Raw genomic sequence first — 13,059 nt, forward strand, 5'->3', positions numbered from 1 at the left:
GTGCTGAAGCACCGGGCTTTGTCTGCGTTCTCCCAATCCCTCTTAGATTTGGTAACAACCAGATGGCATGTTTAAGCATATCTAGAGATTTGGAATAACACCGAATTTTGCAATGTAAGCGTGCCAAGTAATGCCTCAATCAGGTATTCTCTCCTTCTTAGGAACATCCACTATCGTGTCAATAGCCGTAACTAAGCATCTTTCAGTCGCAATATACTTACAGGTAAACATGTCAGGCAAATATGTCAGGCAAATATGTAGATAAGTCAAAATATATCGATAAATAAACATGTCGATAAGGTTTTCTTGACAAGATAGTTATCTCTACTGACAATTTAATTGCAGTTAGAAAGAAAAATAAGTTATGGAGTCACAATTTATCGCTGGTAAAGCAGAATAGTTCAATTCTTTATCGATGAGAACACGTCGTTTGACGTCTGAGAATCTGCTCCCAAACCCTCAGTTTTGGTAAGGTTGATTCCTTAACCAAAAGATATTTCTATTAGTAAGCAGCTATCAAAGTAGCTCAGGGTTTTTATGCCTACAAATCCTTAATTCTGGAATCTTTAAGTCTTGTTTCTTCCAGAAGTGAGGACTTGATTTCTCATCGCAAATTATGACCACCGACTTAGGGCCTACTTAAGTGATTTTGTAACGTCTTGCAAGAATCGTTCTAGATAAAAAAGCTTTAGATAAAGAAAAGCTTTGGATGATCCTTTAAGGCAAATTATTGAGTAGTAAACTTGACCACTTCTATAAGGCTATTGATGTGTTGAGAAGTAATAAATAGCGTATGTCCTCACAAAATTCGAGGCCGGAAGATAATTCTTTTGATATCCCGCCTCATGCACCGACCCGACATCGTCGTCGTCGTCCTGGCGATCGCAATTTCATCGGTCGCGGGTTTGATGTTCACCCAGAAGTATTTTTAGTGTCTGGGGGATTGATTCTCCTGTTTGTATTATTCACGCTGATTTTCAAGGAACCAGCAGAAAATGCGTTTGGGGCAGTCCAGACTTTTATTGCAGGAGCCATGGGATGGTTTCTCATTTTATCTGTCAGCGTTTTTCTGATATTTGGGGTCTACATTGCCATTAGTAAATTAGGCAATGTGCGCTTAGGTGGACCCGATGCCAAACCTGAGTTTCCTACATTTGCCTGGTTAGCAATGTTAATCAGTGCCGGCATGGGCATTGGCTTAATGTTCTGGAGTGTTGCTGAGCCGATTTACCACTTTCAGGATCCGCCTGCTCTGTTGGGTACGATTGCCCCAAACACGGCCGATGCGGCTCAGCAGGCAATGGGAATTACCTTTTTTCATTGGGGATTGCATGCCTGGGGAATTTACGCATTGGTCGGTTTGTCCTTAGCGTTCTTCACGTTTAACTGGGGGCTGCCATTAACCATTCGTTCAGTTTTCTATCCGCTTTTAGGTAACCGGATCTATGGCTGGCCGGGGAATGCGATTGATATTCTTGCCGTTGCCTCAACATTGTTCGGATTGGCCACATCGTTGGGCTTTGGCGTTCAGCAAGTAAACGCAGGCTTTAATTTCCTATTTGGTTTAGAAATTAGCACCCCGGTACAGGTGGGTCTGATTGCCATTATCACAGGATTTGCCACGGCGTCTGTGGTGTCTGGTTTGGGAAATGGAGTACGGCGATTGAGTGAATTGAACATGATGTTGGCAGGCGTGCTGCTGCTGTTTGTTCTTTTTGCCGGACCGACTCTGTTTATCGTTAATTCCTTTGTAGAAAACTTGGGTTACTACGCGGCATCGTTACCTACCCTCAGTTTTTGGACTGAAACATTCTCGGGTACAGACTGGCAGAATAGCTGGACTGTATTCTATTGGGGCTGGTGGATTTCTTGGTCTCCTTTTGTTGGCATCTTTATTGCCCGCATATCCCGTGGTCGCACAGTACGTGAGTTCATGCTTGGCGTTCTGCTACTGCCTTCACTTCTGACATTTCTATGGATGTCCACATTTGGTGGTACCGCATTAAGTCTAGAACTGGGTGGTTCTAGTGGTCTGATTAGTGACGCGGTGGCAGCAGATGTGTCGACAGCGCTGTTTGTCATGCTGCAGCAGCTGCCACTGACAGGCATCACCTCTTTAGTTGGGATTGTGCTGGTAGTGGTGTTCTTTGTAACGTCTTCTGACTCAGGTTCTCTAGTTGTTGATAGCTTGACGTCCGGAGGGAAATTAGAATCGCCAGTGCCACAGCGTGTTTTTTGGGCTGTATTGGAAGGTGTTGTTGCCGCCGTGCTGCTACTGGGAGGTGGCTTATCAGCCTTGCAAACAGCATCAATTACGACGGGATTACCATTTACCGTGATATTGCTGTTCATGTGCTACAGCATTTATAAGGGATTATCCTATGAGCATCGTGTTGTAATCGAGGAACAGGAACTGCAGTCCTCTAAATCAGCTGACGAAGCAGTTGTCTCATAATATTGTCATGATACTGCTGAGGTAACCTGCTCACGAGCACAATCAGATTGTTCTTTGGAGACGTGAAATTTCGCGTCTCCATTTTTTTTATAGCGAACTGCTTTGTTATCAGACTTTAGTCATTGCAGTAACTTGTAGCGTACTCATATCGGTCTGGCCCCAACCAACTACTTATAGAAGACTAGCTCAAAACAAAAAGTCCCCACCAAGAGGCAGGGACTTGCTTATTTCTAAGTCCTTCTAAGTCAATCAAGAAGGAAAGTTAGAATTAGGGCTTACTTGTCATCTAGAGCCGCGATACCAGGAAGCGTCTTGCCTTCAAGCAGTTCGAGACTGGCACCACCACCGGTAGAGATGTGGCTCATTTTCTCAGCCACGCCCACTTTCTCAACAGCGGCGACAGAATCACCACCGCCAATGATGGACATACAGCCAGTAGCTGTAATCTCAGCTAGGGTGTTAGCCACAGCTTCAGTCCCTTGGGCAAACTTCTCAAATTCAAATACACCCATGGGGCCATTCCAGATGACGCCTTTGCAGTCGGCAAGGGCCGCCTGGAAAACCTTGATGGAGTCGGGGCCGATGTCTAGACCCATCCAGCCGTCAGGAATGGATTCAACGCTAACGGTCTGGGCGTTGGCATCGGGAGCAAAGTTGTCAGCAACGACTACGTCGGTTGGCAGTAGCAGCTCTACACCTTTTTCCTTAGCTTTGGCTTCCAGCTCTTTGGCCAGCTCTAGCTTGTCTTCTTCGACCAGGGACTTACCAACGCTAAGACCACGGGCCTTATAGAAGGTGAAGATCATGCCGCCGCCGATAAACAGCTTGTCTACTTTGTCTAGTAGGGTTTCGATGACGCCAATCTTGGAGGAAACTTTGGATCCGCCAACGATAGCCGCAAAGGGACGCTGGGGACTGTCCACAGCGCTCTGTAGATACTGCAGCTCTTTTTCGATGAGCAGACCGCTAACGGAGGGGCTGAGGTACTCGGTTACACCCGCCGTGGAGGCGTGGGCACGATGGGCAGTACCAAACGCGTCGTTGACATATAGCTCAGCGACAGAGGCTAGATTCTTGGCAAACTCAGGATCGTTGCCGGTTTCACCATCGTAAAAACGTACGTTTTCTAGCAGTGCGACTTGACCGTCAGCCATGTCGGCCAACGCTGCTGTTACAGAATCGCCAACGCAGTCATCACACTTAATAACATCTTGGCCCAATAGCTCAGACAGACGTACAGCAACGGGCGTTAGTCGCATGCTGTCAACGACTTTACCCTTAGGACGGCCAAAGTGACTACACAGAATCACCTTGGCACCCTTACTGGTCAAGGCTTGAATGGTAGGCAGTGCTGCCCGAATCCGAGTATCGTCAGTAATGTTGCCTTGGTCATCGAGAGGCACATTAAAATCTGCCCGCATCAGCACACGCTTGCCTGACAGATCAGCCGCTGACAAGTCAGTCACGGATTTCTTTGCCACAGAACTATCCTCCTACTGCAATTTTGTTACGTTACGTACACCCCACTTCAAAGCTAGGGCAAGCTTGATTACCCTAGATGTAAAGGGATGATACATTTTCTTTCCTTAATAGGTATTATCGCTTATTGCGGCTCTGATTTTTGATCGAAGTCTAGGGTTTCTGACGCTATGTTTAAGACCGTTTTATTTCCGATAGATGCTAGTCCAGAAGCGCAACAGGCGGCTTTTAAAGCTGCGGAGTTAGTGAAATATCATCAGAGTCATTTGATTTTGCTATCGGTCGTTGAGACGCCCAATAGTGCGGGTGGCAGTGCTCATCCTGAGCAAACATCGCCGGAGGCAGTGGCTCAACTTTTGGCCCAGGCTAAGACTGTTTTTACGAACCAGGGCATTGATACGGAAGCGGTTGAGCGCGAGGGAAATCCGGCGTTTGTGATCTGCGATGTGGCCGATGAGTTTTCAGCAGATCTAATTGTCATGGGGTGTCGCGGCATTGGTTTGACGTCAGAAGGGCAGTCGGAAAGTGTGAGTAGTCGGGTGATTAATTTGTCACCCTGCCCGGTGATGGTGGTGCCGTAGGGACACTCCGCTAGAATAGATCGCCGCCTATTCTTGTTTGCTATGTCTTCGCCCTCTATCCAGTGGTATCCCGGTCACATTGCTAAGGCGGAGCGCTCTCTAAAAGAGCAGCTAAAGCGGGTGGATGTGGTGTTGGAAGTTAGAGACGCACGGATTCCGTTGGCAACCCACCATCCTGAGGTCAATGATTGGATCGGTGACAAGGCACGGGTGCTGGTGCTAAATCGGGTGGATATGATTTCGCCTGAGGCCCGGCAGGCCTGGCAGGCCTGGTTTAAGGCTGAGGGGCAAACGGCCTACTTTACCAATGCGAAACAGGGTACAGGGGTGCAAAACCTGCTGCGGGCTGCTCAAGATGCGGGCAAAGCGATGAATGCTCGGCGGAAAAGTCGTGGGATGAGGCCGCGACCGGTGCGGGCTGTGGTGATTGGGTTTCCCAATGTGGGTAAGTCAGCTCTGATCAACCGGTTACTCAAACGCAAGGTGGTGGTGAGCGAACGGCGGGCGGGGGTAACGCGGCAGCTGCGATGGGTGCGCATTTCGAATGAGATCGAGCTGCTGGATGCCCCTGGGATTATCCCGCTCAAGCTAAACGATCAGGGGGCGGCCCTCAAGCTGGCAATTTGTGATGATATTGGTAATGCCAGCTATGACACCCAGCGGGTGGCGGCGGCATTTTTGGATTTGATTCAGGATTTGGATGGTCGGGATGGGGATTATGGGGGTGCGATCGCAGCTCGCTACAGCATTCCCCGCACGTCAGAGGCCGGTGAACCCTATACAGGCGAGTCCTATCTAAATCTTTTGGCCCAGCGACATCATAATGATTGCGAACGGGTAGCCCACCAGCTTCTAAACGACTTTCGCAAAGGCAATCTGGGTAATCTAGTGCTGGAATTCCCTCCCGACGAGTTCGAATGATGCGCTACCTTGCTCTGGCTAACACAGGCTTATTGCGGAGGTCAGGAGTCGAGATGTAAATCTTCAGCGAAGATTAAATTCGTTCATCAGTTTGAGATCGCGGACTGAGATAGGATTCGAATCAAACGGGAAATATTGATGGGTAGGAGTGTTGTGCACATCCATTACCGTCCCATTAAGGGAACATCCCGACACGATTCGATAGTCATAGCTTTGCTCCCTGTGTCTAACTCATAGTCCATTGGATGTTTCAATATCCGAGAGTATGGCTAAAACCGTCAAGATTTCTATTATTGCCAGTGATTTATCTAAGTCCGGTGCGGGCCGTTGGCAAGGAGCAGTGCGGCCATTTTTGCTAGCTGAGACCGCCAAACGTTTGGGACATGACGTAGAAATTCTTGGCTTTACGGATAGTGAAACCGAAGTTACTTTTCCATCCAAGTTTCCCATCAGGGCAATTTCTGGCAATATTTATCCTAAATTTTTGGGGGCAGCCAGGACCCTGCTGCAGAGCATAAGCGGTGACATTGTCTATGCCTATAAGCCAAAGCCTAGCAGCTTTGGCTTAGCCCTTTTACACCGCTTATATCATCATCGTCCGGTCATTTTAGATATTGATGATTGGGAACTCAGCTGGCACGGTGGTGACCATCGCCGCTACCATTGGACACCCCGTAACGTTGTCAGAGGGTTATTGAAAGCTGATGGAGAACTGCGCCATCCAGACCATCCAGTTTATCTACGGTGGATTGAAAATCTGGTATTCCAGGCCGATGCCGTGACTCTGCATACCCAGTTTTTACAGAATCGCTTTGGGGGCACCTACATTCCCAACGGTAAGGATATTGATTTATTCAATCCTGAGCGTTATGACCCCGAGGTGAGCCGTGCCAAGTACGGTCTATCCAACTATCGAGTGCTGATGTTTCCAGGCGCACCCCGCCCCTACAAGGGAATTGAAGACTTGTTAACGGCTCTCGACATCGTGAATTGGCCGGATTTGCGATTGGTGATCGTGGGAGGGAGTCCTTATGATGACTACGATCAAACTTTGGCTAAGCGCTGGGGGCGCTGGTTAATCCAGCTGCCAAAGTGTTCCTACGATACGATGCCTGAAGTTGTGGCAGCCGCTCATGTGATCGTCGTACCCCAGCGTGACCACCCTGCAGCCAGGGCCCAGTTTCCCCTCAAGCTAACGGATGGGATGGCAATGGCTAAACCAATTTTAGCGACGACCGTTGGTGATATCCCCGATATCTTAGGAGATACCGGCTATTTAGTCGAATCCGAATCTCCACAGCAGCTGGCCGACATGGTGAAAACCATTTTGAATAATCCGCAACAGGCCGCTAACCGAGGTCGACAGGCTCGAGAACGCTGTGTCCTTCACTATAGTATCGATGCGATGGCAGAGACCTTAGGTCCTCTGATTCAGCAATGCCTTAAGGGTCAACCGCAGAATCAGTTAGGCTATAGACAAAAACTTAAACAGCTAGATCAAGGGGGTTAGTTTTTGCTAACACCTTTACTTAATTACTCGACCGGCATCTATTGAGTATTCTTAGACTAATTATTCATGTCTTCTACCCGCTTATTAACCCAGTCGCTCTTTAAATATCCAACCCTTCTATTTTTTACAGTTCTACTGGGATTCTCAGGGGCACTGTTTAACGGGGTGAGCACCTTGTTAATTTTGCCGATTTTGCTTGAGCTGCTGGGACAGGCGGAAGAATATACAGGCTCCTTACCACCCATTTTGCAGACGTTTGTGAGTGTCTTTGATGGGTTACCCGAAAACATTCGCCTACCGGTCATGGCCGGTTCGGTGGTAGGCGTCATTGTACTCAAAAGTCTATCCACCTATGCCAGTGCGCTGACAGCGGGCACATTGAACCGCAAACTGGCGATGTCGCTACGACGCCAGGGGCTGCGCATGCTTTTGGATGTTGATTTGGGATACTTTGCCCAGACTAAGATTGGTGATTTGATCAATCAGTTAAATGTGGAGGTGAATCGCACCACCATTGCGATTAGAAATTTAGTTCGCATTGTTGTCTTGGTGATCACGCTTGCAGTCTTTTTAATTTTGCTGTTGCTTACCTCTTGGCAGCTGACAGTGATTTCAACCGTGACGCTAGGTTCGGTCACACTGCTTAATCAGTTTATTGTTAAACGCTCTAAAGTCCTGGGGAAGCGACTGTCTGAGACCTCTAAAGCCTATTCTTCTCGGGTCTTCGAAGTGTTATCGGGGATTCGTCTTGTCAAGGCAACAGCCAATGAAGAACGGGAATATAACTATTTAGACAACATTATTATTGACCGAGAAAGTGCCGAGTTTAATTCCCAGCTGGTGTTTGCTGGCATTGCGCCTTTTAACGAAATTATCAATATTTTAGCGCTGATGCTAATTGCAGTGCTGGGGCGGATGGCTTTTAGTAATCAGCTAGAGCTGTTTGAATCCTCCCTGGTTGCGTATCTGATTATTTTGTTTAGGACGTTGCCGTTTATTGGCCAGCTCAACAGTCAGCGCAGCACCCTTGCCAATACATCAACAAGTGTAGAAGTGGTGACGGCTCTACTAAAGCGAGATGATAAACCGTTTATGCCGAGGGGGGCCAAACCCTATCGTCCGCTCCAAAAGGGCATCCATTTTAATCAGATTCGGTTTAACTATCCAGGCCACGAGCAGGAAATACTGCGGGGAATTGATCTGTTTTTGCCCAAGGGGCAAACCTTGGCATTGGTAGGTTCGTCAGGGGCAGGTAAATCAACACTGGCTGATTTATTGCCCCGATTCTACGATCCTACCAGCGGCACCATTGAACTGGACGGGGTGGATCTCAAGACGATAGACCTCTGCGGCTATCGGTCAAATCTGGGCATTGTTAGTCAGGAAACGTTCTTGTTTAATGCGTCTGTGCGAGAGAACTTGCTTTATGGTCGACCTGAGGCTACAGATACTGAACTCAAGGCGGCGGCTAAGCAGGCCAATGCCTATGAGTTTATTGAAAATCTGCCCCAGGGATTTGAGACCATGATTGGCGATCGCGGCGTGTTACTTTCGGGGGGACAACGCCAGCGTTTAGCCATTGCCAGGGCGCTGCTACAAGACCCCGATATTTTGATTTTGGATGAAGCGACCAGCGCCCTGGATACGGTGTCGGAACGGTTGGTACAAAATGCCATTGATGAGCTGAGTCGAGACCGCACCACCTTAGTCATTGCTCACCGTCTGTCTACCATTCATGAGGCCGATCAAATTGCTGTCCTGGAGCGGGGCAAGGTTATGGAGGTGGGTACCCATGGAGACCTGTTGGCAAAGAGAGGGGCCTATGCCAAACTCCATGCGATGCAGCGCACTAAGGGCGGGCGTGAGAATGGTGCTGGTAACCTGGTGTCTAGTATTGTGCCGGTTTATCGTAAAGCGATTGGTAAGTCGTCCTATGAGTTGAGATCGCAGTTAAACTCCATGATTGGCCTACTGGCCTTAATCCAAGATGATGTGGACGATCCTTACGAGCAGGCAGAGCTAATGTCCTATGCCCAAACCATTGCCATTGATTTGCTAAGTGTTGTTGAAAATTTAGAAGCCATCAGTACACCCATGAAATCATCCCCACCCAGCCCAACAACAACATCTACTCCCTCAAACCAACTCTCTTGAGAGTCAGGTAAGGACAAACTCTTCCCACTGAGACTTTATATAACAACTATCTATTAGATTTCCTATGAAGCGTGGCATATATACCTTAGCCAATGATGTGGTCTACGACCAGCTGGTCGCTCTGCTCAACAGCATTGAACAAAATTCAGGCCATATTCCTGTTTGTGTGATTGCCTACAATGACGACATTGAGCGGGTGACGGCTGAAGTGGCCCAGCGGGATAACGTCTCGCTGTTGGACGATGCGACCCTATTTAAATTTTGGGAAGACTTTTCTCTACGGGTCTGGCAAACCCACCCGACCGCTATCAAAAAGTGGAAAGCCTCGGGGGTAAAAACCCAGTTTTATCGGGTAGGTGAAAACCACCGCTATGTCTCCTTTGACCCGGCAGCCCCCTTTGACGAATTTATCTACCTCGATGCTGACACCCTGGTGCTGCAGCCCCTCGACTTTATGTTTGAGCGGTTGTCCCAGGCAGATGTGGTGGTCTACGATTTCCAGTTCAAAGACCTCAGCCATATTTTTAATGTCAATTCTGACAAGCTGGAGATCGTATTTTCTGCCGAACGGCTGCAGCGCGATATTTTTTGTTCCGGCTGCTATGCCTCTAAGCGGGGGCTGTTTTCAGAGGCGGAGTTGGACCACGTGGTAGACACACTGGGGCAAGGCAACTCCGATGTACTGTACATGGGTGCGCCTAACCAGTCGCTGCTGAACTATATGGTTCAGATTAACAATCGCAGCGTTCATAATGTGGCTCTAGAATGGCGTCCTGAGGGCAAGGCGACGGGGAATGCGGTCTCATCCAAACATTTTGAAGAACGCGATGGTTTGGTCTACGACCGGGGAAAACGTTTGAGCTACCTGCATTATATTGGTCTGTCTTCAAAACTATTTCGCCGCGTTTGCAGTGGCGAAAATCTTGATTTTCCCTACCGTCAGACGTTTTTGCACTACCGCTATCTACATGAACCCATGCCAGAATTGCTCGGTAAACCCAGGGCCTACAATCAGCCGCCGTCCCTACAGCAGCGATTGATGAAAAAAATTGGCCTGGCCTAGGGGGGACTGATGACTAGCCAAACTAGAGGTGTTTACATTGTGGCGAATCAAAAGGTGGGAGAAAATGCGATCGCACTCCTAGCCAGCCTGCGGCGTCATGATCCGGACGTGCCAGTGTACATGATTCCCTTTAACGATGACTACCAGGCCTTATTCCAAACGCTCAAGCGACTTTATCAAGTACAGCTGTTTCCAGATCTCGCATTTTTAGATACCTTCACCCAAAAAATTAGCGAGATTTTCCCCCGCGATTTTCTGGCCCTGCCCAACAAAATGCGAAAGCTGGCCGTCTGGTTTGGGCCGTTGGACGAGTTTCTCTATATCGACACAGATATCCTTTTTTTTGAACCGGTATCCCACACCCTGACCTACCTCGACCGAGCAGACTTTATCTGCTGTGACTATCACTTTAAAGGACGGAAGCTGAGGGATGTGTTTTCTCCTAGTGCCGTTGAACGGGGCATCTTTCCCCCGAATATTGTCAATTCTGTTTTTAATAGCGGTCTTTGGGGCTCTAAAAAAGGCACCATCACCCTGGATGAAATGTACGCACGTCTAGATGAATGTGCCCAAAACCGTAATTATTTCGATTTCTCAGGGGGCACGACAGATCAGCCGATCATGAACTATCTGGTGCTCAACAGCATCCAAAATCGGCTCAACATCGCCCAGGTAGAACCCAACGAGCCCGGCAGCTGGGGCGGGATGAAACACTTTGTGACTCGCGACCATGCTCTGTATGACGGTGAAGTCCGGTTGCGCTATCTCCACTGGGCCGGAACTCCCATGGGACCCGGTGGTCCCTATCGAGAGCTGTGGGAATATTATCGATATCTGGATGATCCGCGGCCGCCCGCAGAGGAGCAGGAGAGTACGCAGCTGCTTGTGAAGCGGTTTAAACAAACTGTTCGTCGGCTGATACAACGGCTGAAGCGATAGCCCATTCCCCATTCCCCGGTGGGCCGTGCCCACCCTACATTCATGACTTTTTCCCATGACCCCTCCTAGCTGTTCACTCTCCATCATGGTGGCCCGCACCGACATCCCTTTTATGATGGAGACGATTCCCCATTTGGTGCGCACCAGTCACTATCCCTTTACCGAGAGGGTGCTGTTTCTCGATACGGCACCGCTGAGCGGTGATAAAGTGGGCCGACCCGGCATTGGCACTCTGGAGCAGCTGCGGGAAAACTGCGCTCAATTAGTGGACATGGGTGTTGCCGATCGTCTAGTAGACATGGACTATAACGATGCCTACCGGCGGCGGGTATACAAAAAACACTTTGGGTCTATTCCCAAACCTACCCACAACTGGAAGGGGTATCCCATTTTGGGGACGATCTTCTCCCTAGAAGAAACCGTTGGGGACTATGTGGTTCACTTTGACAGCGATATGCTGCAGTACCAAAAGCCTGGGCACAGCTGGATTACTGAAGGCATAGAGCTGATGGAACGACGTCCGGAGGTGCTGTTTATTCGTCCCCTGTCAGGTCCACCTCGGGCCGATGGCCATCTTCACCAGCGGGTCTCCTATGAACAGGACGAGGGCTTTTATCGGTTCAAGTTTTTTGGCAGTCGGACCTACTTGATCCAGAAACAAAGCTTCGATGCCTTTTTACCCATTCCAGTGCTGTGGATGGACTATAAAAATGATTGGCTCAAACAGCTCCCCCCCCAGGTGCTCACCTGGCTCAACTACTGGACTGGTCGAGGCAAATTAGACTCCTGGGAAGTGATGATCTCCCAGGAACTAGAACGTACTAACGGCTGGCGAGCCACCTTAGCCAACCCAGATGCATGGACGTTGCACCCCGTTGTCCGAGGGCAGGACTATATAGCGGCCCTACCCAAAATCATTGATGCCATTGAGCAAGGTGAATACCCCCCTGGCCAAGAAGGTTACTACGACCTCAATCTAGACCTATGGCTAACCAAGGTGGGTGCGCACCCACAGGAGAAGCCGTAAATTCACCCTAAGCCTGCCGACTAGGGTACTGGTGTAAATACTCTAAAAAGTGAGGCCAGTTAAAGCTGCGAGGATCCTGACGAGAACCAGAGCGATCGACTAGAGCATGGGTGGTAATCCGCTCCTCGGGAATGGTTGTACGGGCTAGTAACCATGCTAAAGACTGATATTGAGCATCTGTGTAACCACTGTGGGAGGGTCCATTATTTTGACCGTCTGATGGGGTCACTAAGGAAATGTGATAAGCAAAGTTATTCACAGAAGCGGAAAACTGAGCATTGGTGAGCGCCGTTTCAGGACCGTTGGGGCCATCAAAAACAGAGTTGCCCGCACCATAGGCCCGTTTATCAGGGGGCACAATGTAAATGACTGTCCCGTCCCGGTCAATGATGGTGTGATAGCTAGATTGATCTTCGTCTCGAGGATGATAGGTTTGAAATGTATTGATAGCGCTATTGGCACTCCAGACGGTTTCATGGAGTACGGCTAGGTAATCGTGAGACAAGGGCTGACCATTGGCATCGACGGTATAGCGCTCGCCATAGTTAGAGGGATCGGCGAGTTCAATCCGCTCTGTCGGGGTGTAAGTGGGCCCCCTATAATCGGCCGTGTACATAAACCCGCTCTCAATAGAGGGAGAGGCTAGAGAGGGAGACGCTAGCTGAGGTTCGGGCGCAAGGGGTGTGGTTGCTACTGCTGCCTCAATGTCACCGTCCACCACGGGGGCTGCTGCGACCTGAGGGCCAAACGTCATTTTATAAGTAGTGGCTAGAACAACCGTGATCACCATAGCCAGACAAAATGTGCCGACATATACTCCAATTTTGAACCAACGATGATCGCCCATTTATTAAAGAACCTGATGGTGCAGCGCTTCTCATTAACGAAAGTACTGCCTTACTTGGCAGTACTTTGACGCTTATTAATCTT

Annotated in this window: 10 protein-coding genes; 8 read left to right on the forward strand and 2 right to left on the reverse strand. The window is 49.1% G+C overall.

Features of this window, described 5'->3' with window-relative positions:
* The first annotated feature begins 793 nt into the window (after positions 1-793).
* Positions 794-2,455, forward strand: a complete 1,662-nt coding sequence (locus tag IQ260_RS17655) for a BCCT family transporter (protein WP_193994428.1) — start codon at positions 794-796, stop codon at positions 2,453-2,455.
* Positions 2,456-2,730: 275 nt separating this feature from the next.
* On the opposite strand, the gene IQ260_RS17660 is transcribed toward IQ260_RS17655, so the two are convergent.
* The gene (locus IQ260_RS17660) at positions 2,731-3,936 is read right to left on the reverse strand and encodes a phosphoglycerate kinase (RefSeq protein WP_193994429.1); all 1,206 of its coding nucleotides are present in this window, start codon (positions 3,934-3,936) and stop codon (positions 2,731-2,733) included.
* 168 nt (positions 3,937-4,104) lie between these two features.
* Here IQ260_RS17660 and IQ260_RS17665 point away from each other — a divergent pair, with 168 nt between their 5' ends.
* The 7 genes from IQ260_RS17665 (at position 4,105) to IQ260_RS17695 (ending at position 12,129) form a co-directional block, all read left to right on the forward strand.
* Positions 4,105-4,515 carry a universal stress protein gene (locus tag IQ260_RS17665; protein ID WP_193994430.1) on the forward strand — a complete coding sequence of 137 codons (411 nt, stop codon included), beginning with the start codon at positions 4,105-4,107 and terminating at the stop codon, positions 4,513-4,515.
* 42 nt (positions 4,516-4,557) lie between these two features.
* Positions 4,558-5,436 carry a ribosome biogenesis GTPase YlqF gene (gene ylqF, locus IQ260_RS17670; protein WP_193994431.1) on the forward strand — a complete coding sequence of 293 codons (879 nt, stop codon included), beginning with the start codon at positions 4,558-4,560 and terminating at the stop codon, positions 5,434-5,436.
* Between the two features lie 265 nt (positions 5,437-5,701).
* Positions 5,702-6,946 (forward strand): glycosyltransferase family 4 protein, encoded by a 1,245-nt coding sequence (locus tag IQ260_RS17675; protein WP_193994432.1) that lies wholly within the window; start codon positions 5,702-5,704, stop codon positions 6,944-6,946.
* 66 nt (positions 6,947-7,012) lie between these two features.
* Positions 7,013-9,100 carry an ABC transporter ATP-binding protein gene (locus IQ260_RS17680; protein WP_193994433.1) on the forward strand — a complete coding sequence of 696 codons (2,088 nt, stop codon included), beginning with the start codon at positions 7,013-7,015 and terminating at the stop codon, positions 9,098-9,100.
* Between the two features lie 64 nt (positions 9,101-9,164).
* Positions 9,165-10,163, forward strand: coding sequence for an Npun_R2821/Npun_R2822 family protein (locus IQ260_RS17685; RefSeq protein WP_193994434.1), 999 nt, complete (start codon positions 9,165-9,167; stop codon positions 10,161-10,163).
* A 9-nt stretch (positions 10,164-10,172) separates the two neighbouring features.
* Complete coding sequence (locus IQ260_RS17690; protein ID WP_193994435.1) at positions 10,173-11,102, forward strand: Npun_R2821/Npun_R2822 family protein; 930 nt, start codon at positions 10,173-10,175, stop codon at positions 11,100-11,102.
* 55 nt (positions 11,103-11,157) lie between these two features.
* Positions 11,158-12,129 carry a hypothetical protein gene (locus tag IQ260_RS17695; protein WP_193994436.1) on the forward strand — a complete coding sequence of 324 codons (972 nt, stop codon included), beginning with the start codon at positions 11,158-11,160 and terminating at the stop codon, positions 12,127-12,129.
* Between the two features lie 7 nt (positions 12,130-12,136).
* Here IQ260_RS17695 and IQ260_RS17700 read toward each other — a convergent pair whose 3' ends face one another.
* Complete coding sequence (locus IQ260_RS17700; RefSeq protein WP_193994437.1) at positions 12,137-12,976, reverse strand: N-acetylmuramoyl-L-alanine amidase; 840 nt, start codon at positions 12,974-12,976, stop codon at positions 12,137-12,139.
* Between the last annotated feature and the right edge of the window lie 83 nt (positions 12,977-13,059).

The organism is Leptolyngbya cf. ectocarpi LEGE 11479, assembly GCF_015207065.1.
In the GTDB taxonomy this organism is placed as follows: domain Bacteria; phylum Cyanobacteriota; class Cyanobacteriia; order Phormidesmidales; family Phormidesmidaceae; genus Leptothoe; species Leptothoe ectocarpi.